This window comes from Rhizobium sp. CB2179, from assembly GCF_057653455.1.
The window spans coordinates 231,356-254,431 of record NZ_CM172781.1 but is presented as its reverse complement, the minus strand read 5'-3'; the positions used below and the strand labels follow the sequence as shown (position 1 = coordinate 254,431).

General features: G+C 62.2%; 19 protein-coding genes. 5 read left to right on the top strand and 14 right to left on the bottom strand.

Annotated elements, in window-relative coordinates:
- The first annotated feature begins 11 nt into the window (after window positions 1-11).
- Window positions 12-278, top strand: coding sequence for a membrane protein (locus AC244Q_RS01255; RefSeq protein ID WP_027666312.1), 267 nt, complete (start codon window positions 12-14; stop codon window positions 276-278).
- A gap of 107 nt (window positions 279-385) precedes the next feature.
- Window positions 386-2,443, top strand: a complete 2,058-nt coding sequence (locus AC244Q_RS01250; protein ID WP_128405992.1) for an ATP-dependent helicase — start codon at window positions 386-388, stop codon at window positions 2,441-2,443.
- Between the two features lie 11 nt (window positions 2,444-2,454).
- Here the strand turns inward: AC244Q_RS01250 and AC244Q_RS01245 are convergent, their stop codons facing one another.
- From AC244Q_RS01245 to mscL, 5 genes are all read right to left on the bottom strand, one after another.
- The gene (locus AC244Q_RS01245) at window positions 2,455-3,519 is read right to left on the bottom strand and encodes an enoyl-CoA hydratase/isomerase family protein (RefSeq protein WP_128405991.1); all 1,065 of its coding nucleotides are present in this window, start codon (window positions 3,517-3,519) and stop codon (window positions 2,455-2,457) included.
- A 69-nt stretch (window positions 3,520-3,588) separates the two neighbouring features.
- A complete protein-coding gene (locus AC244Q_RS01240) occupies window positions 3,589-5,550 on the bottom strand; it encodes a putative bifunctional diguanylate cyclase/phosphodiesterase (RefSeq protein ID WP_128405990.1) in 1,962 nt (653 codons plus the stop codon).
- A 107-nt stretch (window positions 5,551-5,657) separates the two neighbouring features.
- Complete coding sequence (gene galE, locus AC244Q_RS01235; RefSeq protein ID WP_128405989.1) at window positions 5,658-6,692, bottom strand: UDP-glucose 4-epimerase GalE; 1,035 nt, start codon at window positions 6,690-6,692, stop codon at window positions 5,658-5,660.
- A gap of 220 nt (window positions 6,693-6,912) precedes the next feature.
- Window positions 6,913-8,079, bottom strand: a complete 1,167-nt coding sequence (locus AC244Q_RS01230; RefSeq protein WP_017992875.1) for a pyridoxal phosphate-dependent aminotransferase — start codon at window positions 8,077-8,079, stop codon at window positions 6,913-6,915.
- Between the two features lie 122 nt (window positions 8,080-8,201).
- Window positions 8,202-8,639 carry a large conductance mechanosensitive channel protein MscL gene (gene mscL, locus AC244Q_RS01225; RefSeq protein ID WP_012755977.1) on the bottom strand — a complete coding sequence of 146 codons (438 nt, stop codon included), beginning with the start codon at window positions 8,637-8,639 and terminating at the stop codon, window positions 8,202-8,204.
- Between the two features lie 223 nt (window positions 8,640-8,862).
- Here mscL and AC244Q_RS01220 point away from each other — a divergent pair, with 223 nt between their 5' ends.
- On the top strand, window positions 8,863-12,378 hold the full coding sequence (locus AC244Q_RS01220) for a PAS domain-containing hybrid sensor histidine kinase/response regulator (RefSeq protein WP_128405988.1): 3,516 nt from the start codon (window positions 8,863-8,865) through the stop codon (window positions 12,376-12,378).
- A gap of 111 nt (window positions 12,379-12,489) precedes the next feature.
- Here AC244Q_RS01220 and AC244Q_RS01215 read toward each other — a convergent pair whose 3' ends face one another.
- Window positions 12,490-13,047, bottom strand: coding sequence for a TetR/AcrR family transcriptional regulator (locus AC244Q_RS01215; RefSeq protein ID WP_012755975.1), 558 nt, complete (start codon window positions 13,045-13,047; stop codon window positions 12,490-12,492).
- Between the two features lie 137 nt (window positions 13,048-13,184).
- Here AC244Q_RS01215 and AC244Q_RS01210 point away from each other — a divergent pair, with 137 nt between their 5' ends.
- A complete protein-coding gene (locus tag AC244Q_RS01210; protein ID WP_128405987.1) occupies window positions 13,185-14,387 on the top strand; it encodes an MFS transporter in 1,203 nt (400 codons plus the stop codon).
- A gap of 9 nt (window positions 14,388-14,396) precedes the next feature.
- On the opposite strand, the gene AC244Q_RS01205 is transcribed toward AC244Q_RS01210, so the two are convergent.
- Entirely contained in the window at window positions 14,397-14,840 is a 444-nt protein-coding gene (locus AC244Q_RS01205) for a YybH family protein (RefSeq protein WP_128405986.1), read from the bottom strand.
- 93 nt (window positions 14,841-14,933) lie between these two features.
- Entirely contained in the window at window positions 14,934-15,338 is a 405-nt protein-coding gene (locus AC244Q_RS01200) for a GFA family protein (RefSeq protein ID WP_012755972.1), read from the bottom strand.
- Between the two features lie 58 nt (window positions 15,339-15,396).
- Here AC244Q_RS01200 and AC244Q_RS01195 point away from each other — a divergent pair, with 58 nt between their 5' ends.
- Window positions 15,397-15,888: a MarR family winged helix-turn-helix transcriptional regulator gene (locus AC244Q_RS01195; RefSeq protein ID WP_026157244.1), complete on the top strand. Its 492-nt coding sequence runs from the start codon at window positions 15,397-15,399 to the stop codon at window positions 15,886-15,888.
- A gap of 190 nt (window positions 15,889-16,078) precedes the next feature.
- Here AC244Q_RS01195 and AC244Q_RS01190 read toward each other — a convergent pair whose 3' ends face one another.
- From AC244Q_RS01190 to AC244Q_RS01165, 6 genes are all read right to left on the bottom strand, one after another.
- Entirely contained in the window at window positions 16,079-16,288 is a 210-nt protein-coding gene (locus AC244Q_RS01190; RefSeq protein WP_003545273.1) for a cold-shock protein, read from the bottom strand.
- Window positions 16,289-16,567: 279 nt separating this feature from the next.
- Window positions 16,568-17,131, bottom strand: coding sequence for a YdeI/OmpD-associated family protein (locus AC244Q_RS01185; RefSeq protein ID WP_128405985.1), 564 nt, complete (start codon window positions 17,129-17,131; stop codon window positions 16,568-16,570).
- 116 nt (window positions 17,132-17,247) lie between these two features.
- Window positions 17,248-19,461 (bottom strand): 3-hydroxyacyl-CoA dehydrogenase NAD-binding domain-containing protein, encoded by a 2,214-nt coding sequence (locus AC244Q_RS01180; RefSeq protein WP_113547951.1) that lies wholly within the window; start codon window positions 19,459-19,461, stop codon window positions 17,248-17,250.
- Between the two features lie 16 nt (window positions 19,462-19,477).
- Window positions 19,478-19,861 carry a cupin domain-containing protein gene (locus tag AC244Q_RS01175; RefSeq protein ID WP_012755968.1) on the bottom strand — a complete coding sequence of 128 codons (384 nt, stop codon included), beginning with the start codon at window positions 19,859-19,861 and terminating at the stop codon, window positions 19,478-19,480.
- A gap of 2 nt (window positions 19,862-19,863) precedes the next feature.
- Window positions 19,864-21,072, bottom strand: coding sequence for an acetyl-CoA C-acetyltransferase (locus AC244Q_RS01170; protein ID WP_012755967.1), 1,209 nt, complete (start codon window positions 21,070-21,072; stop codon window positions 19,864-19,866).
- 139 nt (window positions 21,073-21,211) lie between these two features.
- Complete coding sequence (locus tag AC244Q_RS01165; RefSeq protein WP_012755966.1) at window positions 21,212-23,008, bottom strand: acyl-CoA dehydrogenase C-terminal domain-containing protein; 1,797 nt, start codon at window positions 23,006-23,008, stop codon at window positions 21,212-21,214.
- Window positions 23,009-23,076 lie beyond the last annotated feature (68 nt).

Genomic DNA, 23,076 nt, shown 5'->3' with positions numbered 1-23,076 from the left:
GGATGATGACGATGAAAGCGCTTCTGCCCGCCTTGTTTGCCGGGGCATTGCTTGCCGGATGCTCCTCGGCAGATACGCCGGCGCTGGAACCCATTCCCGGCAGCATTACCTATGGCGGCCAGCCGCGAACGAAGCTCAGCAAGTCGCCGGTCGGCAGCGCCGTCTACAACCAGTTCTACAACGGGACGGGCCAGCGCGTGGAGGAAACTTATATCCTTCAGCCCGACCGCAGTCTGAAGCTGGTGCGGCGCGAGATCGGCCCCGATTTCCCCGACTGAGATGTTGCTCGCGCGCCAGATCGCTTGACAGGGACGGCAATCGCGAACATTCAAGGAACATCTAATCTTTCCCCAGTGATTCTGCGGGAGCCCGACCGGACGGCTGGATGTATCTCGAAAAGCTCAATCCGCAGCAGCGCATGGCCGTCGAGCACGGCACGCTCATCGACGGCAGCCATATTGCCGGGCCGCTGCTGGTCATTGCCGGCGCCGGCTCCGGCAAGACGAATACGCTGGCGCATCGGGTCGCCCATCTGATCGTCAAAGGCGCCGATCCCCGCCGCATCCTGCTGATGACCTTTTCGCGCCGGGCAGCCGCCGAGATGGCGCGGCGCGTCGAGCGCATCTGCCGCGACGTGCTTGGTTCGAATGCCGGCGTCATGGCGGACGCGCTTTCCTGGTCCGGCACCTTCCACGGCATCGGCGCCCGGTTGTTGCGCGATTATGCGGAGCAGATCGGTCTCGATCCTGGGTTTACCATCCACGACCGCGAAGACAGTGCCGATCTGATGAACCTGATCCGGCACGACCTCGGCTTCTCGAAGACGGAAAGCCGCTTTCCCACAAAGGGCACGTGCCTTGCCATCTATTCCAGGGCGGTGAATTCGGAAACCGCGCTCGACCTCGTGTTGCGCGACGTCTTTCCCTGGTGCGCGACGTGGGAGAAACAGCTGCGCGAACTATTCGCCTGTTATGTCCAGGCCAAGCAGAGCCAGAACGTGCTCGATTACGACGATCTGCTGCTCTACTGGGCGCAGATGGTCGGCGAAGCGATGATTGCCGAGGATATCGGCAGCCGCTTCGACCATGTGCTGGTCGACGAATATCAGGACACCAACCGGCTGCAGGCCTCGATCCTGCTGGCGCTGAAGCCCCAAGGCCAGGGGCTGACCGTCGTCGGCGACGACGCACAGTCGATCTATTCCTTCCGCGCCGCGACGGTGCGCAATATCCTCGATTTTCCCGCCGCCTTCAGCCCGGCCGCCAATATCGTCACGCTCGACCGCAACTACCGCTCGACGCAGCCGATCCTCGCCGCCGCCAACGCCGTCATCGATCTCGCCTCGGAGCGCTTCACCAAGAACCTCTGGACCGAGCGGCAATCGTCCGAGCGGCCGCGCCTGGTCACTGTGCGCGACGAGGCCGAGCAGGCGCGGTATATCACCGACATGGTGCTCGATAACCGCGAGGAAGGCCTCACGCTCAAGCAGCAGGCCGTGCTCTTTCGCGCCTCGCATCACAGCGGGCCGCTGGAGGTCGAGCTGACCCGGCGCAACATTCCTTTCGTCAAGTTCGGCGGGCTGAAGTTTCTCGACAGCGCGCATGTGAAGGACATGCTGGCCGCCCTTCGCTTCGCGCAGAACCCGCGCGACCGGGTGGCGGGCTTCCGGCTGATGCAGATCCTGCCGGGCGTCGGCCCGTCGACGGCACAGAAGACGCTCGACCTGATGGCCGAGGATGCCAGCCCGATTACTGCTCTTGGCGCCATGCCGGCACCGCCGCGCTCCGGCGACGACTGGACAATGTTCGTTGCGATGCTGCAGGAGCTGAAGACCGGCAAGGCCGGCTGGCCGGCAGAGATCGGCCTGGCACGGCAATGGTACGCGCCGCATCTGGAACGGCTGCACGAGGACGCAGCAACGCGGCAGGCCGACCTGCTGCAGCTCGAGCAGATCGCTAGCGGTTATGCCTCGCGCGAGCGCTTTCTCACCGAGCTCACCCTCGATCCGCCGGATGCGACCAGCGACCAGGCGGGCGTGCCGCTTCTCGACGAAGACTATCTCATCCTGTCGACCATCCATTCCGCCAAGGGCCAGGAATGGACGAAGGTCTTCATGCTGAACGTCGTCGACGGATGCATACCGAGCGATCTCGCCGTCGGCACAACCGCCGAAATCGAAGAGGAACGCCGGCTGCTCTATGTCGCGATGACGCGCGCCCGGGATGGTCTCGACCTCGTCGTTCCGCAACGCTTCTTCACCTATGGGCAGAACTCGCAGGGCGACCGGCATGTCTATGCCTCACGCAGCCGCTTCATTCCGGCAACGCTGCTGCAGTTCTTCGAGGCCTGCAGCTGGCCGCAGGTGAAATCGGAGGCCGCGCAAGCCCACGCGCGGCAAGTGCGCATCGATGTCGGCGCCCGCATGCGCGGCATGTGGCGATAGCCGGATAGCGTTCAGAGCGAAAGCGGCGGTTCGGCTGGTTTCAGGAAATGCTCGACCCTTGCCACTTCCACAGCCTCGACTGATGCGGGCGACCATTTCGGATTGCGGTCCTTGTCGATGACGGCGGCGCGAATACCCTCGAAGAAATCGGGATTATCAAGCATCCGCAGGCAGGCGCCGAGTTCGCGGCCGAGGCATTCGGCAAGCGAGGCGCTGCTGCGGCCGGCTCTGAGCAGCCGCAAAGCGAGCTTCAGACTGGTCGGTGAACGCGTCAGCAGCACCCGGCGCGTCTCGGCGGCGAATTCGGCTTCCTCCTCGGCAAGCGTTGCCAGGATCTCCTCCACGTTGTCGAAACAAAATGCGCGATCGATCATCGCCGCGTTCTGCCTGAGCCGGCTTTCTCCCTGAGGCTCCGAAAGCGCCTGCAGCACGGCATCGACATCGCCGGATGAGCTGGCGCGCGGCAGGGCGGAGAGAGCATCGATCGCCTCGCCGAGCCGCGACGAGGCGATCTGAAGGTCGGCAAGGCGGGCGTGGATCGCATCGGCAGCCCCCATATCAAGCCCTGTCAGACCGAGCCATGTTCCGGCCTCGCCGGGGCCACGCGGCAGCAGCCAGGTGGCGCCGACATCCGGGACATAGCCGATGCCGGTTTCGGGCATGGCAAGGCGGGTGCGCTCGGTGACGATGCGGTGGCGGCCGTGCGACGACAGGCCGACGCCGCCGCCCATGGTGATGCCGTCCATCAGCGCGACATAGGGCTTGGGATAGGAGGCAATCATATGGTTGAGGCGGAACTCCTCGCGCCAGAAGCTTGCCGCCAGGCCATCGCCGGCGCGGGCGCTCTCATGCAGGGCGCGGATATCGCCGCCGGCGCAGAAGCCGCGTTCGCCCTCTCCCGTCGCCACGACGCTCGCCACCTCGGGATCACCGGCAAAGTCGTGAAGGGCCGCGGTGATCGTGCGGATCATCGGCAACGTCAGGCTGTTCAGTGCTCGCGGCCGGTTGAGCCGGATGACGCCTGCGGTACCCCGCCGTTCAATGATGACTTCATCTTGCCGTTCGCCGTCCTGCATGGTTCACCTCATCTACTACGACCATGAATAGACGACGATGACGCATCGCTCCAGTCGATTTAAGGTAGCTCAGGCAGACAGCGAATTGCGGGCGGAGGCTGCGGCCTCGCACCGGGCGGCGTAATCGATGGCAAGTTCGAGCGGCAGCGGCCGCGAGAAATGATAGCCCTGCGCCAGACGAACGCCCATCGCCTTCAATCCCTCGGCAATCTCTTCGCTTTCGACGCCTTCGGCGACGGAGGCGATGCCGAGGTTCTGGCAGAGATTGGCGACCGAGCGGGTGATGTTCATGCAGCGGGCGTCTCGATCGAAATTCATCACGAACGACTTGTCGATCTTCAGCTTGTCGAAGCCGAGACGATGAATATGGCTGAGGCTCGAATAGCCGGTGCCGAAATCGTCGAGCGCAATCGAGATGCCGGCAGCGCGCAGCATGGATATCACCTGATCGGCGGTGTCGAAATCGGAGAGCAATGCGGTCTCGGTAATCTCGAATTCGATGCGCTTCGGATCAATGCCGGAACGGGTGATCATGGCGAGCAGCGCCATCGAGGTCTCGTGGTCGCAGATATCGCGCGCCGAGAGATTGAAGGACAGCCTGAGATGCCGTGGAATGATCGCCAGCGCTTCGAGCGCCTTGGCGAAGAGGATGCGGGTTATGCGGCCGATGACCGCCGTGCGCTCGGCAGCGGGGATGAAGGCGTCTGGGCTGATACGGCCGAAGCGGGCGCTGTCCCAGCGGGCGAGCGCCTCGTAAGCGACGACGCGGCCGCTCCTCAATTCGACGATCGGCTGATAGTCGAGTTTCAATTCCTTGGCGAAGTCGTTCGCCTGCAGCTCAAGTTCGATCAGGTGGCGCTGCGTCAGGATCTTCTCGTGCTCGGCCGAGAAAAATTCGACGCCGCTGCTGCGCTTGCTCTTGACCTGGTAGAGGGCAAAATCGGCTTTCTCGTAGAGATCCTCGGCGGTGTATGTGCCGATATCAGGATAGACGATGCCGCAGGAGCCGAAGACGCGGACCGAGCCGTCGGGGATTTCGAAAGGATCGCGGACGGCAGCACAGAGCGCCTGGCCGAGATCGGCGATCGCCTGGCGCGTCATCAAGGAGGGAAAGATGATACCGAACTCATCGCCGCCGAGACGGGAGACGATGCCCTCTTCGCCGACCAGCGCGACAAAGCGGCGGGCCGTCTCCTTCAGCACGAGATCGCCGGCGGCATGGCCGAAGACGTCGTTGACCGGCTTGAAGCCGTCGAGATCGAGAATGCCGAGGACAGGCGGCGTCGACGAATCCTTCTGCAGCCGTTTTTCCAACGAGAGAAAGAAGCTGCGGCGATTGGCAAGGCCGGTCAGCTGGTCATGCAGCGCATTGCGGCTGTTGACGAGGTTCAGTTCTTCGGCTTCCGCCTGCTTCTGCTTCAGCTCCTCGGTCAATTGCACGAGACCGACGAAATTCTGGAAGTAGCTGTTGATCACCCGGAGGAAGGGCAAGATCAGAAAGAGGCCACTGATGGCCGTCGCGACGAAAACGGGATTGCCCGAGAACAAGAAGGTCGCGACCATGGCCGAGAAGGTGATGACCGTGGTCAGCGCCGCCGCCATCGGCAGGTGCATCAGGCAAAAGATGCAGGATATCCCGGTCACGACGAGGAAATAGGCGATCTGACCCTGCTGGGAAGCGTCGCCATATTGGTAAAGCGCGATCGCCCAGCTGCCGAAAGCGACGGCCAGGATGCCGGCCCCTGATATCGTGAGCTTCATCAGCCTGTAGGCCCGCTCGGCGGTGACCTTTTCCTTGCCGCGGATCTCCCACCAGCAGAGACGGAAGACACAGACGACGCTCAAGGCCACGGGAATGTAGAGCGAGAGCCAAAGGGGGGCGGATTTGAGGTGGGTGATCGCCACCGCAAGGGCGTTGATGACCAGAAGGACATAGAGAATGGGAATCTGCGACGACAGGGCCCGGAACTGCGCCAGCAGAAGCGTCGGATTGTCTTTTTGCAGTTGCAATGAGGCCAGAAAGTTCTTCATCTTCTCTTTTCCGTTGGCCCGAGCCAGCCAGAGAAAGCTTGTTTTTTCCTTATTCACGTGACGGCATGCGCCCCCGCAGGCGCGGGGATGGTAAACGGGTTCCCCGATCAGAACGAAGCGGCGGCCAATGCCCGGTGGATGCTGTGCAGGTCGTCGACGTTCTTGTTCGACAGGAACAGTTCCCAATCGAGCGAACTCTGGACGATGGTTTCCAGCGAATCGTGTCTGGGCTTCCAGTCAAGCACCTGCCTTGCGAGCGAAGCGTCGGCGACGACGCTTGCGGAATCGCCGGCGCGGCGCGGCGCCATGTGGATCTTGAATGAATGTCCGTGCAGGCGGGTGACCATGTTCAGCACGTCGAGCACGGAATAGCCGCTGCCGTAACCGCAATTGGCAACGAGCGAGCCCTTGCTTCTGCGCAGATGCTGCAGCGCCTTCAGATGTGCATCCGTGAGATCGCTGACATGGATGTAGTCGCGCACGCCGGTGCCGTCATGGGTGGGATAGTCGACGCCGTAGACATTGACGCTGTCGCGCCTGCCGAGTGCTGCCTCGCAGGCGACCTTGATCAGGTGTGTGGCGCCTGAGGTCGACTGGCCGGCGCGGTGGTGCGGGTCGGCGCCGGCGACGTTGAAATAACGAAGCGCGACATAGTTGAAATCATAGGCGGCAGCGGCATCGCGCAGCATGAATTCGGTCATCAGCTTCGACTGGCCGTAGGGATTTTCCGGATTGAGCGGAGCCGTCTCCTTCACCGGCAGGTCGGTCTTTTGCTGGCCGTAGACGGCCGCCGTCGAGGAGAAGACGAAGTTGCGGATACCTGCCTTGACCGAAGCGCTCAGCAGCGCCCGGGTCTTGCCGGAATTGTTGTCGTAATAGGAGAGCGGATCGGCGACCGAGACCGGGACGACGGCAGAGCCGGCGAAATGGATGATCGCCTCGATGTCGTTTTCGATGAAGACCTTTTTCAATATGTCGGGATCGGCAACGTCGCCGAGATAGAAACGCGCCGCCGGCGCCACGGCCCAGCGAAAGCCTGTGGAGAGGCGGTCGAGCACGACCACATCCTCGCCCGCATCGAGCAGCGCCCAAACCATGTGAGTGCCGATATATCCGGCGCCGCCCGTCACCAAAACCGCCATGTCCCGCATCCCTGCTTTCGTTTTTTATAAGCAGGGGCATCAGGCGCCGGTTTTTCTTTCCAATTTTCTTATCGAACGGCGTTTGGAAGGCCTTTGAACGGGTATGTTTGGAGTCGTGGTTAGAGGCCGATTTCGGGCTTTGCTAGAGTTTTATCGATCCGGCGATTTCGGCACAAATCGACGCCTCGGTCGCCACGACGCGTCTTGCGGCCAGTGCTTCTCAGAGCTTGAGGATATAGTCGCAGAGACGCTCGGCGGCGATCGCCACCTGCGTGGGGTCGCGCAGGAAACAGGCGCGCAGGAAGAGTTCCCCGCCCGGTCCGAAGGCTGTTCCGGGTGCAAGCCCGACGCCTGTCTTGTCGACGATGTCGAGCGCTGCCTTGCGGCTGTCGGCGACGCCGTCGATCTTCAGGAAAGCATAGATCGCGCCATCCGGTTTCAGTGTCTCGACGCGGTTGGTGGCGACAAGCGCATCGCAGAGAGTATCGCGGGAGCGGGACGCCTTGGCGATATTGGCAGCGACGAAATCGTCGCCTTGATCAAGGGCTGCGACGGCGCCTTTCTGCATGAACTGCGCCACCCCCGATGTCGAATACTGGATGAGGTTTTCGAGCACCTGGCCCATTTCAGGCGGGGCGACGATCCAGCCGACGCGCCAGCCGGTCATCGACCAGTTCTTCGAGAAGGAATTGACGAAGATGATCTTGTCGCCCTCGTCCATCACATCGAGGAAAGAGGGCGCGCGGCCGCCGGCAAAATAGTAGCGGGCGTAGATTTCATCCGCCAGGATCCAGAGGTCGTGCTTGCGGGCAAGCGCCAGGATATCGCCAAGATCCTGTTTCGTGGCCGTCCAGCCCGTCGGGTTCGACGGCGTGTTGATGAAGATGCCCTTGGTCTTCGGGGTGATCGCGGTTTCGATGCGGTCAAGATCGACCGCCCATTTGCCGCCTTCAAACTGCAGCTCGACACTGAGCGAGCGCGCACCTGCTATCTCGAGAGCGGCGGCAATGTTCGGCCAGGAAGGCGACAAGTAAACCAGTTCGTCGCCCGGCGAGGTCAGCGCCTGCACGGCGATCTGGATCGCCTGCATGCCGGAACCGGTGACGTAGAAATGCTCGACCGGAAGCCGGATTCCGAAATGTCTGTCGTAATAATCCGAAAGCGCCTGGCGAAGCTCCGGAATGCCGCGCTGCCATGTGTAGAAGGTCTCGCCGCTAGCAAGCGCGTCCATCGCCGCCCTGCTGATGAAATCAGGCGTCGGCAAGTCGCCCTCACCCACCCAGAGCGGCAGCAGGCCTTCGCGGCCACGGGCATAGTTGACGAGTTCGACGATCCCGCTTTCGGGCGCCGCCAGTGCGCGCGGGCTGAGGCTGCTAACGATCGACATGCAAATCTCCGGTTTCCGCCTTCATAGCGGATTTGCGCCGGCAAATCCCATGACATCCAGTGATGGCATATCGATTTTGGTGATGAATGAGCCCGACCGAAGCGGACGGGCTCCAGCCCGGATCAAGCCGTCGGGCGCGTGGCGAGAAGATCGCGAATTTCCGTCAGCAGCTGAACGTCTGCCGGCGGCGCTGGCAGCTCTTCCGGTGCCACCTTTTCCTGGCGTTCGACCTGGGCACGCAGGGTGTTCACGCCCTTGACCATCAGAAAGATGATCCAGGCGAGAATGAGGAAGTTGATGAGCACGGTGAGGAAACTGCCATAGGCAAACACCGCTCCCTGCTCGCGGGCGGCGGCGAGCGACTGTGCGTTGACGGCCGACGACAGTGGGAGGAAGTAATTCGAAAAATCGAAACCGCCGAAAATGGCGCCGACGATCGGCATAATAAGGTCATCCACCAAAGATTTGACGATGCCACCGAAGGCGCCGCCGATGATGACGCCGACTGCAAGATCCATGACATTGCCGCGGGCGATAAAGGCCTTGAACTCATTGAGCATCGGATCCGTCTCCCTTTGATCCATTTCAAAGATATGCGATTGTTTTTATTAGCTACATCTTCATTGCAATTAATCAATCGGCAATCGCAATTATTCGGCGATACCTCCCCGCGGTCTTTGACTTAAGGCCTAGACAGCCAGGAATTTTCAAAGCGTCTGAAATGACTTAAGCTGACCCATGTTGCGGGAGGGTCCCGGCGGGTTTTCCGCCGGCGGAGGGTCAATGCTTCCAGGCTGGGTCATATTCGCGTCTGCCTTCGGCTATCTGCTCCTGCTTTTCGCCGTGGCAAGCTATGGCGACCGCAAGAACCGTGGCCAGGGCAACCTCAGCCCGGGAACGCTGGGCGGATGGCCGGTGGTCTATGCGCTGAGCCTTGCGATCTATTGTACCTCCTGGACCTATTTCGGCAGCGTCGGGCTTGCGGCGCAGCGCGGCCTGGAATTTGCCGGCATCTATATCGGCCCTATCCTGGTCTTCACGCTCGGCATGCCGCTGCTTCGCCGCATCATCGAGCTCGCCAAGGCGGAGAAGCTCACCTCGGTTGCCGACTTCGTCGCCGCCCGTTACGGCAAGAACCCGACGGTCGCAACGATCGTCGCCCTGATCTCGCTGATCGGCGCCATTCCCTATATCGCGCTGCAGCTCAAGGCGATCTCGAGCACCGTCAGCGCCATGGTCAATCCATCCGATTACGGCATCGGCAGCGGCAATCTCTATTTTCTCGACCTGCCGCTCGTCGCAACGCTGGTGCTTGCCTGTTTCGCCATCATGTTCGGCACACGGCATACGGATGCGACGGAGCATCAGGATGGCCTCATCCTCGCCGTTTCGATGGAATCCGTCGTCAAGCTCGTCGCCTTCCTGACGGCCGGCGTCTGCGTCATATGGTTTCTGTTCGACGGTCCGACCGATCTCTGGCGCAAGACCGTCGACAATGAGCTGGTCATGTCGGCGCTCAACTACCATACGCCGATCAGCCGCTGGATCACCCTGATCATCTTGTCGGCCTTTGCGATCATCCTGCTGCCGCGGCAATTCCACGTGACGGTTGTCGAAAACCGAACCCCGAAACAGCTGAAACTCGCAGGCATCCTGTTTCCCAGCTATCTCATCGCCATCAATCTCTTCGTGCTGCCGGTGGCGATCGGCGGGCTGCTGACCTTCGGCGGCAGCGGCAATGCCGATTTCTACATGCTGTCGCTGCCGCTTGCCGGCCAGATGCCCGTCATTTCGCTGATCATCTTCATCGGCGGGTTCTCCGCCGCGACGGCGATGGTCATCGTCGATTCCGTCGCACTGTCGATCATGGTGTCAAACGACATCATCATGCCGATCTTCCTCAGGCGCAAACTCGCCGGCCGCGCCAGCCTGCGCGATAATTTCGCCAAGACGTTGCTCAACATCCGCCGCAGCGCCATTTTCGCCGTGCTGCTCTTCGGCTATGCCTATTACCGTTCGACCGACAGCACGGCAGGCCTTGCCTCGATCGGCCTTCTTTCCTTTGCCGCGATCGCGCAAATCGCCCCAGCACTGTTCGGCGGGCTGATCTGGCGGCGGGCGAACGCGCGCGGCGCAATCCTCGGGCTTTCCTCCGGCTTCATCATCTGGATCTACCTGCTGTTCCTGCCCTCGCTCGGCGGCCCCGACTATTCCTATGTGGCGAGCGCCGTGCTCGGCTTCATCTTTCCCGGGACGACGTTGTTCACCGCGCCCGACGCCGATCCGCTGGTCAATGCGACGGCAATGAGCCTGCTCGTCAACACCGCTTTCTTCGTCGTCGGGTCGCTCACCCGCAACGCCAAGCCGCTGGAGCGCATCCAGGCCGGTATCTTCGTCAAACGGCATTCGCGCTCGCAATTTGCCACGCGCGGCTGGAAGACCCGCATTAGCGTCGGCGATCTCAAGGCGGCGATCTCGCGCTATCTCGGCGAAGAGCGCATGCAGCGCTCGTTGACGACCTACGAACAAAGCTCCGGCCGCAAGCTGGAAGACGAGCAGCCGGCCGACATGGCGCTCATCCATTTTAGCGAACAGCTGCTCGGCAGCGCCATCGGCTCGTCCTCGGCCAGGCTGGTGCTGTCATTGATCCTGCAGAAGATCGAGGATGCCTCTTCCGATACCGCCTGGCTGCTCGACCAGGCGAGCGAGGCGCTGCAATATAACCAGGACATGCTGCAGACGGCGCTTTCGCAGATGGACCAGGGCATTGCGGTCTTCGACAGTTCCAATCGGCTGACGATCTGGAACCGGCGTTTCCGGCAATTGCTGGATCTTCCGGAAAGTGCCGGCCAGGTCGGTTTTCCCTTGTCTGATATCGTCACCACGCTTATCCAGCGCGGCGATATCGCGCCCGGCGATCTCAGCCAGACGGTGCGGCATTTCCTGACGCTCGACAAGCCCTTTTCGCTGGTGCTCGGCGGCGGCGAGCGGATCATCGAGGTGCGCTCCAACGCCATGCCCGACAAGGGCATCGTTGCCACATTCACCGACATCACCCAGCGCGTCAGCGCCGACCAGGCACTGAAACAGGCGAATGAGACTCTGGAGCAGCGAGTCGCCGAACGCACGGCCGAGCTTACCCGGGTCAACCGGGAACTCGGCGAGGCGCGCGCCGCCGCCGATGAGGCGAATATCGGCAAGACACGCTTTTTCGCCGCCGCCGGCCACGATATCCTGCAGCCGCTCAATGCCGCCAGGCTCTATTCCTCGGCATTGGTCGAGCGCATGGCGCAATCCGAGAACAGCCTGATCGTGCGCAACATCGATTCCGCGCTGGAATCGGTCGAGACCATTCTCGGCGCGGTGCTCGATATCTCCAGGCTCGATACCGGCGCCATGCGACCGCGGCTTGCCTCCGTCGCGCTCTCCGACCTGCTGAAGCGTATCGAGACCGATTTCGCGCCGATCGCCCGCGAAAAACAGCTGAGGCTGGTGGTCATGCCGACGTCGCTCAGGGTCCGTTCCGACCCCAACCTGCTGCGCCGGCTGGTGCAGAACCTTGTCTCCAACGCCATCAAATACACGATCAACGGCAAGGTGCTGGTGGGCGCGCGACGGCGCGGCAACCAGGTGATCATCCAGGTCATCGATTCCGGCATCGGCATTCCGCCGTCGAAATTCCGCACCGTGTTCAAGGAATTCGCGCGGCTGGACGAAGGCGCGAAAACCGCCTCCGGCCTCGGGCTCGGCCTGTCGATCGTTGACCGTATCGCCCGCGTGCTCAACCATCCGGTCGAGCTGCAGTCGACGCATGGCAAGGGCACGGAATTCCGTATCGCCATGCCGCTCGACGTCTCGCGCCCGGCCGCGGCCACGGCGGCAATCACGCCTGCCGACCGTCCCGGCCAGCCGCTGAGCGGGTTGAAGATCCTCTGCATCGACAACGAGCCGAAGATCCTCGAAGGCATGCGGCTCTTGATCAGCGGCTGGGGCTGCGAGGTGGAGGCGCTGGATTGCCTCGCCGACGTCACCGCCCTCGACGGCCAGGAGGGACCACCTGATATCGTCATCGCCGATTATCATCTCGGCGACGGCACCGGCATTGCCGCGATCCTGCATCTGCGCCGGCAGTTCGGCGCCGATATCCCCGCTTTGCTGATCACGGCCGACCGCACGCCGGAGGTGCGCAGCGAGGCCGAGCGACATGGTATCGCCGTCCAGCACAAGCCGGTGCGGCCGGCGGCGCTGCGCGCCTATATCACCCAGATTTCCGGCCTCAAGCGCGCAGCCGCGGAGTAACAGAAAACTCAGAGCATTTCCGTTTTTCTCCGAATCACGGAGATGCTCTATCTCTTTGTTTTCACGCAATTCCGGACGCAAAACCGCTACACACTTTTGCTGGAATTGCTCTTAGTCCGTCGCGCTCATGACACGCGCAACCAGATCGCGCACACGCGCTGTCGCCGGCACATCGCCGAACAGGATGCGGTACATGATCGGCGCCACGACCTGGTCCATGACGCGGTCGACATCCGGAAAGGCCTCGCCGCGAGCCTTGGCCCTCTCGGCGATGACGTCGACCTGTTGGCGGGTAAATTCAGCGCATTTACAGGCATTCGCGCCCGCCTGCGCCGCCAGCACGTCGCGGATCATCTCGCGGCCCGGGCCGGAGGACATTTCCTCGGCATATTGCTCGGCCCAGGTTTCGAGATCGGCCTTGCCGCTGCCGGCATCGATCGGCTGCATGTCCGGCCGCAGCCGATCGACGGCGACATCGGCGAGAAGCTCCTGCAGGTCGCCCCAGCGGCGATAGATGGTCGACGGCGTTACCCCCGCCTTGCCGGCAATCAGCGGGATCGTCACCTCGGCGCGGCTCATCTCGGCCATCAGCTCACGGACCGCTTTGTGCACCGATGCCTGAACCCGGGCGCTTCTGCCGCCCGGACGGAGATTCTCTTTTACTGTCATGCGTGCAACCCGACTTTCGCCCTTTGACACCGTTGGTTCAAAATCTTTGATAGAACTATTAACGCAAATAAATTGCTTTTACGAAGTCCCCGCTCTACTTAGGCTAACGCAACAGCTTAGCTTTAAGGGGCTTATATATGTTCGCCGCAGCCAAATCCACCGAGAATTCGCCGCGTCCCTCGATCGGCTTTCATGCGCTGACGCTCGCCACCTTCTTCGGCGCCTCCGCGGCGCCGACGCCGCTCTACCGGATCTATCAGGAAAGTTTTTCCGTCTCGCCGGTGCTGATCACGGTGATCTTCGCGGTCTACGCCTTCGCGCTGCTGGCGGCGCTGCTGATCGCCGGTTCGATCTCGGATCATCTCGGCCGCAAGCCGGTGATCTTTTTCGCCCTCGTGCTCGAAATCGCCGCGATGGGCCTCTTCGTCGTCGCGAGCGGTCCCGCCTGGCTGATCGCGGCGCGGATCGTGCAGGGGCTGGCAACGGGGATCGCCGGCGCCTCGATCGGAGCGGCGCTCGTCGATGTCGACCGGGCAAAGGGACAGATCGTCAATTCGATCGCGCCGCTTTGCGGCATGGCAGTGGGGGCAGTGGGCACCAGCGCCCTGATCCAATACGGGCCCTTCCCGATGCATCTGGTCTATGCGCTGCTGCTCGTCGCCTTCACGCTGCAGGCGGCTGCCATCTGGCTGACAGGCGAGACCGGCGGCACGCGGCCGGGGGCTCTCGGCTCGCTGATACCGCGGGTCACCATTCCCCAGCAGGTGAAGCGGCCGCTCTCAATGGTGACGCCGATCAACATTGCCAACTGGACGCTTGCCGGCTTCTATCTCTCGCTGGTCCCGTCCTTGGTCGCCAGCACGACCGGCAGCCGGGCGCCGCTGACGGGCGGGGCCGTCGTCACCGCGCTGATGGTGAGCGGAGCAATCGCCGTCTATCTCAGGCGCAGCAAGACGGCATCGGCCAATCTGGTTTTTGGCGTGTCGGCCAAGACGCTCGGCATCCTGACCGTCGTTGCCGGCGTGCATCTTGCCAATGTGCCGCTGCTGCTCGTCGGCACGATTTTCACCGGCGTCGGTTTCGGCACCAATTTCCTCGGTTCGATCGGCACCATCATGCCGCTCGCTAAACCGCACGAGCGGGCCGGGCTGCTATCGGCCTTCTACGTCCAGAGCTACCTCGCCTTCAGCCTGCCGGCGATCCTGGCCGGGTTCCTCGCGAAATCGGCCGGCTACGCATTGACGACGGATATCTATGCGACAGCGATCCTGCTTTTGATGGGCGTCGGAATGTTGAGCATTCGCGCCGACCGGCGCAGGGTGGCGGAGAGCGCGGCCTGAGAAAGCAGTTCACGGCTTGAGATCGAGCAGTGCCTGGCCGCTGCCGTCCATGGCGAAGGGCACCGAGGCGTGCTGGTGGGCAACCAGCCAGCGGCCATCCTGCTTGACAAGACCGAGGGTCTGGCGAAACCAGAGATCGACGGCGGTGCCGTCGGTCTTGGTCCCGCTCATGCGCGTGAGGCCGCTCCAGAAAGCGACATCCTCGCCAACCGTCAGTCTGGCATCGCGCACCTCGCCGCCGATCGGGCCTTCCCAGCTATCGAACCAGGCTTGCAGACCCGCTTCGTCCTGGCCGTGGTAGACGAGCGGCGGCGCCAGCGAAAATTCGACGGAATCCTCGGCCTCATAGGAAAGCGCGTCGCTGGCGTTCTTCTCACCCAGCGCCTTGGCGCGCATCATCAGCATGGCGATGATCGCCTCTTCCTCGATCCTGGCATTCGCTTCGTCTTTCACAATCGTTCTCCTTCTCCGTTATGGACAGAGGACGAAGGGGAGGACGACGATCCGACATCAGCGATAGAACCACTGCGCACTTTTGGAATTGCGTCAGAGATAACTCGTCACCGCCGGTTCGTTCCACCAGGCATCGTGCCTGCCGTCGGCATAACGGACAGGCAGTGCTGCCAGTTCCTCAGGGGTGATATCGTCAAGGCAGGCGATGTTGATCGAGACATAGGCGCCGCCGATTTGTTCGACATAACCGTCGCCATAGGCCGGCACACCGCAGGTGCGGCAGAAGCGGTGATGACCGCTCATGGTGTTGAACTGATAGTCGGACGTTTCCGCCTGGTCGCACATCAGCCGGAAATCCTCCGGCTTGACGTTGGCGCCCCAATAGCGCCGCTTGGCGCAGATCGAACAATTGCAGCGGCCGGTGCCCTCCTCGAGGTCCATGTCCACCTGGTAGTGCACTTTGCCGCAATGGCAGCTTCCTCTGTAGGTTTTCTTCATGGCGATCTCCTCCTTCGGCGTTGCCTTCAGTCTCCAAATATGACAATATGTTGTCATTATGGATGAGATACAAAATCGACAACATGTTGTCAAACAAAATCGACCGGAGCGAACGATGGAGGGGGATGCCTTTTCCGCTTTCGCAATCACCGCTCTTCGCCTCGCCGGCCATCTGACGGCGGCGGGCGACCAGTTGGCAAAGCCGGCAGGACAGACGAGCGCGCGCTGGCAGGTGCTGGCGGCGGCGCGACGCGGCGGCATGTCGGTGGCGCAGATCGCCCGTGCGCTCGGCGTCGCCCGCCAGGGCGTGCAGCGGCTTGCCGATGTGCTGGAGAATGAAGGGCTGATCGCCTATGCCGACAACCCGCAGCACCAGCGCGCCAAGCTGGTACGATTGACGGAAGAAGGGGCGGCGCGGCTCGGCGTCATCGAGATCGCGCAAGCCGGATGGGCCGACGGGCTGGGCGCTGCTTTCACGTCAGCGGAACTCGATGCGGCACGGGTGGTGATGGCGCGGGTTATGGAGATGCTGGAAGGTGGCGAGGCGTAAGGCGGCTAAGGGGAGATGCCCGGCAGGGCAGAGGGGGGTGTCGCGGACGCAATTCTTGGGAAAGGGCACAACATCAGCCAACCGGACACAAAAAAAGGCCGGGTGAACCCGACCTTCCCTGCTATCTCAACGAACCGTGCCAGTACATCCGTGGTCACGATCCGGAGATGATATTTAGAGCCTTGAAGGCTCAGGCCGCCTGGAGGCGGTCTGCCGACATCTTGCCGGACTTGTTGTCGCGGACGAGCTCGTAAGACAGCTTCTGGCCATCCTTGAGATCGCGCATGCCAGCGCGTTCAACGGCAGAGATGTGGACGAAAACGTCGGCTGCGCCGTCATCCGGCTGAATGAAGCCGAAGCCCTTGGTTGCGTTGAACCACTTTACGGTACCTGTGCTCATGACGATATCCTTTTCGAATCGTTCATAGAAGAATGCAGCCCGGATAAATGCCGAACGGCGATGAAAACCGATTTTGGAGGAAGTTCGCCAGGAACGACACGAGGCCGTTTCAAAGTTCATCTAGCAAGATCGATGCGCGGATATGTAATCGGAAATTGTGTCCGTGACAAGGCCGCAGCCAGGGAAATCGGTGACGTTTCAGACACCGCGGACAGGTCTTTGCCTGCCGCGATGCGCGGAAAACCAGGGCGAGATTTTTTGCAGAAGCTGAAATACCGTCTATTCGGCCTGCGTCAATCTGGTGATCGCCTTGCCGAGGCGGACGACCCGCACTTCCGGGGTCGTTGCTTTCAGGAGCGGCAGGACGATTGCATATTGGCCGGTCTTGTCGAGCCGCGCAAAGGCAGCACTGGCGGCAGCGTTCTTAGCGAGCGCCTCCGCCAGATCGTCCGGCAGGCCGGCATCGCGCTGCGGAGCGTAGGCGACAGCCCATCGTCCGTCGGCTTTGGCGGCAGCGACTTCGGCAAGGCCCGCGGGCCGCATGCGCCCGGTTTCTGCGAGTGCTGCGACCCGATCGACATTGAGCTTCGACCACGAACTTTTGGCGCGCCGGGGCGAATAACGCTGCAGGTAGGAATGCGCGTCAAACCCCTTGCGCTGGCTGTCAATCCAGCCGTAACAGAGCGCCACATCCAGCGCCTCGTCGATGGTGATGAGAGTTCGTTTCGGATTTTTCTTACCGATCTTCAGCCAGGCGCCGGTCGATGCCGCGTGATGCAGGCAGAGCCAGGATTCCCACTCCATCGGATCGGCGAAGGCGAGGATGTCGGTTGACGGTTGCATGGGCGGTCCGATCCGGGTGACAGCGAGGCGCGGGTTGCTTACGGTTCAGATTGCCATCGCCACCTGCCCCATTCAACGTTTGAAACCCGACAAGAGCTGCACGACTCAAAGACGGCCTAAGCCGCCTTCCCCACCTTCGCATAGGGGTCGAACCGACCGTAAAACGTCTCGCCCTTGGCGGCCATGTCCTTCAGCAGCGGCGTCGGCTTGAAGTGGTTTCCGTAAGTACCTGCTAACTTTTCCGCCAATTCCACGAAAGCCTTCGCACCCATCCCGTCGATATAGCTCAGCGCCCCGCCGGTATAGGGCGCGAAGCCAAAGCCCAGGATCGAGCCGACATCCGCCTCGCGCGGATCGGTGACGATGCCTTCCTCGACTGTGCGGGCAGCTTCCAGCGCGATGGTGACGAGGAAACGCTGTTTGAGGACGTTGACATCAACCTCATCTGCCTGCTTCTGCGGATAGAAGGACTTGAGGTCGGGCCAGAGGGACTTCTTCGCCGGTTTCGGCGGGTAGTCGTAGAAGCCCTTGGAATTCTTGCGGCCGAAACGACCCTCCTTTTCCACCATACTGGAGATGAGATCCATATGCCTGGGGTCGATGGCTTTTTCGCCGAGATCGGCGACCGTCGCCTTGAGGATCTTCAGCGAGAGGTCGATGGCGACCTCGTCGTTCAGCGCCAAGGGACCGACCGGCATGCCGGCCATCTTGGCGGCGTTCTCGATCATGACAGGCGGCACGCCCTCGATCAGCATATCGTAGCTTTCCGACATGTAACGCAGCACGCAGCGATTGACGAAGAAGCCGCGGGTGTCGTTGACGACGATCGGCGTCTTCCTGATGGCTGCAACATAATCGAGAGCGACGGCCAGCGCTTTGTCGCCGGTGTCGCTTCCGAGGATGACCTCGGTCAGCATCATCTTCTCGACAGGGGAGAAGAAGTGGATGCCGATGAAATCGGCCGGGCGTTTCGAATTCTTGGCGAGACCTGAGATCGGCAGGGTCGAGGTATTGGAGGCGAAGATCGCGCCTTCCGGCAGCACGGCTTCGACCGCCTCGATGACCGCTTTCTTCACCTCGCGATCCTCGAACACCGCCTCGATGACGAGATCGGCATTGGCGAGGTCGGCATAATCTGCCGAGGGGGTGATGCGGGAGAGCAATGCGGCTGCCTCATCTTGCGTAAGGCGCCCCTTACCGATAGAATCCTTGACCAGGCCTTCGGAGACGGTCTTGCCCTTGGTCGCCGCTTCGATGTCGCGGTCGATCAACGTCACCGGAATGCCGGCGGCGGCGGTGACATAAGCGATCGAGGCGCCCATGAAGCCGGCGCCGACGACGCCGACATGTTTCAGCTCGGTCTTCGCATGACCCGCCGGGCGGCGGGCGCCTTTTCCGAGCTCCTGCATGGAGATGAACAGCGAACGGATCATCGAGAAGGCTTCGCGGGTCTGCAGCACCTCGGTGAAATAACGCTGCTCGATCTTCAGGCCGGTGTCGAAAGGCACCTGCAGACCTTCATAGACGCATTTCAAAATGGCGAGTGCCGCCGGATAATTGCCCGATGTTTCCCGGCGCAGGATTGCCGGAGCTGCCGGCCAGAGCTGGGCGGAAGCCGGCGTCCAGATGCCGCCGCCGGGCGCCTTGAAGCCCTTCTCGTCCCAGGGGGCGACCGGCTTCAGGCCATCCTTGATCATCTGCTTGGCGGCGGGGATGAGCTGATCCGGCTCGACCACCTGGTGCACGAGGTTCATCGCCTTGGCGCGGGAGCCGGTCAGCGACTGGCCGGTCGTCATCATCTGCAGCGCATCCTGGGCGTTCGCCAGCCGCGGCACACGCTGCGTGCCGCCGGCGCCGGGGAAGATACCGACCTTCACTTCGGGCAGCGCGATCTTGACGCTCTTGGCATTGGAGGCGACGCGGCCGTGGCAGGCGAGCGACAGTTCGAAAGCGCCGCCCATGCAGGTGCCGTTGATGGCGGACACCCAGGGCTTGCCCGATATTTCGAGCTTGCGGAACAGGCCACTCATGCGGCCGACCAGACCGAAGAGGTTCTGCACCGCCGTCTCGGGGCTCTTTGCCTTCTCCTCCTGATAAGAACTGAACATCGACTTGATCATCGACAGATCGGCGCCGCCGGAGAAGGAGGACTTGCCCGAAGTGAAGACGACACCCTTGACGGCGGCATCGGCGGTCGTAGCGTCGATGATGGCGTCGAGTTCGGCCATCACCTCGGCGGTGAAGACGTTCATCGATTTGCCAGGCATGTCCCAGGTGACGAGAGCGATGCCATCGGCGTCGGTTTCGAGCGTGAAATTGGTGTAGGTCATTGGGTTTCCTCCCCGATCAGGCCGGCAAATGGCTGCGCTGCGCGTCTAAGGTCTTCGTCTTTTCGGTGACGACATCGCCGGTGTGCTTGGTCAGCGACGGCTCGAAAAGCACGATCCAGCATTCCTCCTCAGCAACAGGATTATGCTCGACACCCCTTGGCACGACATGAAAATCGCCACTCTTGAGATGCACATGCGGGCGGTCGCGATATTCGATGGTCAGCGCTCCCTTCCAGATGAGGAAAAGCTCGTCTTCGTCGCGGTGGGAATGCCAGGCGAGCTGGCCCCTAACCTTGGCGAGCTTGACGCTCTGGCCGTTGAGATCGGCGATGACGCGGGGCGACCAGTGCTCGCTGACCTCGGCATATTCGGTTTCGATCGTGCCGGTGTTGAAGCCCATCGTCAGACCCTCTCGATAACCGTTGCGGTGCCCATGCCGGCGCCGATGCAGAGCGTCACCAACGCGGTGTTGAGGTCGCGGCGTTCAAGCTCGTCCAGCACCGTGCCGAGGATCATCGCGCCGGTGGCGCCGAGCGGATGGCCCATGGCGATGGCGCCGCCATTGACGTTGATCCTGTCATGGTCGATGTCGAATGCCTGCATGTAGCGCAGCACCACGGCAGCGAAGGCCTCGTTCAGTTCGAAGAGGTCGATGTCGGAAAGGCTCATGCCTGATCGTTTCAACAGCTTCTCTGTGACGTCGACGGGCCCGGTCAGCATCAGGGCCGGATCGGAGCCGATGTTGGCGAAAGCCTTGATGCGGGCGCGCGGCTTCTTGCCCATGCTCTGACCGCCGGCTTTGGAGCCGAGCAGGACGACACTGGCGCCATCGACGATGCCGGAGGAATTGCCGGCATGGTGGACATAGTTGATGCGCTCGATCTCAGGATGGGCCTGGATGCCGACGGCCTCGAAGCCGCCCATCTCGCCGGGCATCTGGAAGGACGGATTGAGGGAGGCGAGCGCCTGCATATCGGTGCCGGGACGCATATGCTCATCCTTTGCCAGGATCGTCAGGCCGTTCTGGTCCTTGACCGGGATGACCGACTTGTCGAACCAGCCCTTTTCCCAGGCATGGGCGGCACGCTTCTGGCTCTCGACCGCATAAGCGTCGACATCGGTTCTGCTGAAGCCGTATTTGGTGGCGATCAGATCGGCCGAGACACCTTGCGGCATGAAATAGGCCGGGAAATTTACCGAAGGGTCCATGAACCAGGCGCCGCCGGACATGCCGAGGCCGACGCGGGACATGCTTTCGACGCCGCCGGCAATGACAATATCGTCGGCGCCTTGGGCGATCTTGCCGGCGCCGAAATTGACGGCATCGAGGCCGGAGGCGCAGAAGCGGGAGATCTGCATGCCGGGTGCCTTGGTGGAGTAACCGGCTTCGAAGGCGGCGGCCTTGGGGATGACGGCGCCGGCATCCATGACCGGATCGACGCAGCCCATGATGATGTCGTCGACCGTGGCCGTGTCCAGCCCGTTGCGGTCGCGGATCGCTTCCAGCGTCTTTGCCGCGAGGCGAACGGAGGGCACCTCATGCAGGGCGCCGTCCTTCTTGCCGCGGCCGCGCGGCGTACGCACGTGGTCGTAAATGAAAACCTCGGTCATTGTCTCATCTCCCTGACGGCGCGGCGGCGCCGGTGAATTTCGTTCTTCCCTCTTCTCCCCAGCGGGCCACCTCTGCCTGGGTCGAGCCACCGGTCTCGACCCGTCCTTCGGACCCCCGCTGGGGAGAAGAGGGACACAATCAAAACGCTTCGGCGGCCAGTTCCATCATCGTGTCGGCGCCGGCTTCGATGCGGGCCTTGCGAAGCGCGGTTTCCGGCATCAGGCGTTCCATGAAGAAGCGGGCGGTGACCAGCTTGTTCTTCAGGTATTCCTCGCGGGCGGCATCGCCGGATGCAAGGCCGTCCTCGGCGGCCTTGGCCATCTTCGCCCACATATAGCCGAGAATGACGAGGCCGAAGAGGTGCATGTAGTCGGTCGAGCCGGCACCGGCATTATCGGGCTTGGCCATGGCGTTCTGCATGAACCACATGGTCGCGCCCTGGGCATCGTTCAAGCCCTTCTTCAGATGCTTGGTGAAGAAGGAGAGCTTTTCGTTGCCGCGGTTCTCCTCGCAGAAATCGCCGATCTCCTTGAAGAGGGCCATCGCGGCGCGGCCGCCGTTCAGCGCCAGCTTGCGGCCGACAAGATCGAGCGCCTGAATGCCGTTGGCGCCCTCATAGATCATGGCGATGCGGGCATCGCGCACATACTGGCTCATGCCGTGCTCTTCGATATAGCCGTGGCCGCCGAAGACCTGCTGGGCCATGACGGCATGATCGAAGCCCTTGTCGGTCATCACGCCCTTAAGGATCGGGGTGACGAGGCCGAGAATATCGTCGGCCGTCTGGCGCTCCTTCTCGTCGCTGGCGCGGTGAGCGATATCGGACTTCAGCGCGGTCCAGAGCAGGAAGGCGCGGCCGGCCTCGTTGAAGGCGCGGATGGTCATCAGTGTGCGGCGAATGTCCGGATGGACGATGATTGGATCGGCCTTCTTGTCGGGCGCCTTGGGGCCGGACAGCGAGCGGCCCTGGATGCGGTCGCGGGCGTAGCTGGCGGCGTTCTGATAGGCGATCTCGGAAATGGCGATGCCCTGCAGGCCGACCATCAGGCGGGCCTCGTTCATCATCACGAACATTGCGTTGAGGCCGCGGTTTTCGGCGCCGATCAGGAAGCCGGTCGCCTCGTCGTAATTCATCACGCAGGTGGCGTTGGCGTGGATGCCCATCTTGTGCTCGATGGCGCCGCAGGAGACAGCGTTGCGGGCGCCCGGTGCGCCGTCCTTGCCGACGAGAAATTTCGGAACGATGAAGAGCGAAATGCCCTTGGTGCCCTCGGGCGCACCCTCGATGCGGGCCAGCACCAGATGAATGATATTGCCGGTCAGGTCGTGCTCGCCGGCGGAGATGAAGATCTTCTGGCCGGAGATCTTGTAACTGCCGTCAGCCTGCGGCACCGCCTTGGTGCGCAGCATGCCGAGATCGGTGCCGCAATGCGGCTCGGTGAGGTTCATGGTGCCGGACCACGTGCCGTCCACCATCTTCGGCAGATAGGTGGCCTTCTGCTCGTCGGAGCCGTGGACGAGGAGTGCGGCGATCGCGCCCTGTGTCAGGCCTGGATACATCATCAGCGACATGTTGGCGGCGGAGGTATATTCGCCGACGGCGGTATGCAGCGTATAGGGAAGCCCCTGCCCGCCGAATTCCTCCGGCACCGCAAGGCCGATCCAGCCGCCTTCGCGATAGGCTTTATAAGCCTCTTTGAAGCCCTTCGGCGTCGAGACGCTGGCATCGTCGTGGCGCGTGCAGCCTTCCTGATCGCCGGAATAGTTCAACGGAAAGAGAGCTTCCTCGGCAACCCTTCCGGCCTCACCGAGGATTGCTTCGATCATATCGGGGGTCGCATCGGCAAAACCCGGCAGATTGTTGTAGCGTTCGAGACCCAGCACGTCGTTCAAGACGAAGAGCGTATCGTTCACCGGGGCCTTGTAGACTGGCATCTCTCAAATTCCTCCCATTCGACTGACCGGATCGCGCCGGCCTTGGGCACTGTCTTACAAAATATTGA

What these genes read in the sequence shown, in the direction of transcription:
- AC244Q_RS01220 (WP_128405988.1), top strand. Translation starts at nt 8,863, where the DNA reads ATGCTTCCAGGCTGGGTCATATTCGCGTCTGCCTTCGGCTATCTGCTC.
- AC244Q_RS01180 (WP_113547951.1), bottom strand. Translation starts at nt 19,461, where the DNA reads ATGACCTACACCAATTTCACGCTCGAAACCGACGCCGATGGCATCGCT.
- AC244Q_RS01185 (WP_128405985.1), bottom strand. Translation starts at nt 17,131, where the DNA reads ATGCAACCGTCAACCGACATCCTCGCCTTCGCCGATCCGATGGAGTGG.
- AC244Q_RS01190 (WP_003545273.1), bottom strand. Translation starts at nt 16,288, where the DNA reads ATGAGCACAGGTACCGTAAAGTGGTTCAACGCAACCAAGGGCTTCGGC.
- AC244Q_RS01240 (WP_128405990.1), bottom strand. Translation starts at nt 5,550, where the DNA reads ATGAAGAACTTTCTGGCCTCATTGCAACTGCAAAAAGACAATCCGACG.
- AC244Q_RS01210 (WP_128405987.1), top strand. Translation starts at nt 13,185, where the DNA reads ATGTTCGCCGCAGCCAAATCCACCGAGAATTCGCCGCGTCCCTCGATC.
- AC244Q_RS01215 (WP_012755975.1), bottom strand. Translation starts at nt 13,047, where the DNA reads ATGACAGTAAAAGAGAATCTCCGTCCGGGCGGCAGAAGCGCCCGGGTT.
- AC244Q_RS01165 (WP_012755966.1), bottom strand. Translation starts at nt 23,008, where the DNA reads ATGCCAGTCTACAAGGCCCCGGTGAACGATACGCTCTTCGTCTTGAAC.
- AC244Q_RS01170 (WP_012755967.1), bottom strand. Translation starts at nt 21,072, where the DNA reads ATGACCGAGGTTTTCATTTACGACCACGTGCGTACGCCGCGCGGCCGC.
- AC244Q_RS01245 (WP_128405991.1), bottom strand. Translation starts at nt 3,519, where the DNA reads ATGCAGGACGGCGAACGGCAAGATGAAGTCATCATTGAACGGCGGGGT.
- AC244Q_RS01200 (WP_012755972.1), bottom strand. Translation starts at nt 15,338, where the DNA reads ATGAAGAAAACCTACAGAGGAAGCTGCCATTGCGGCAAAGTGCACTAC.
- mscL (WP_012755977.1), bottom strand. Translation starts at nt 8,639, where the DNA reads ATGCTCAATGAGTTCAAGGCCTTTATCGCCCGCGGCAATGTCATGGAT.
- AC244Q_RS01175 (WP_012755968.1), bottom strand. Translation starts at nt 19,861, where the DNA reads ATGGGCTTCAACACCGGCACGATCGAAACCGAATATGCCGAGGTCAGC.
- AC244Q_RS01255 (WP_027666312.1), top strand. Translation starts at nt 12, where the DNA reads ATGAAAGCGCTTCTGCCCGCCTTGTTTGCCGGGGCATTGCTTGCCGGA.
- AC244Q_RS01195 (WP_026157244.1), top strand. Translation starts at nt 15,397, where the DNA reads ATGGATGAGATACAAAATCGACAACATGTTGTCAAACAAAATCGACCG.
- AC244Q_RS01250 (WP_128405992.1), top strand. Translation starts at nt 386, where the DNA reads ATGTATCTCGAAAAGCTCAATCCGCAGCAGCGCATGGCCGTCGAGCAC.
- galE (WP_128405989.1), bottom strand. Translation starts at nt 6,692, where the DNA reads ATGGCGGTTTTGGTGACGGGCGGCGCCGGATATATCGGCACTCACATG.
- AC244Q_RS01230 (WP_017992875.1), bottom strand. Translation starts at nt 8,079, where the DNA reads ATGTCGATCGTTAGCAGCCTCAGCCCGCGCGCACTGGCGGCGCCCGAA.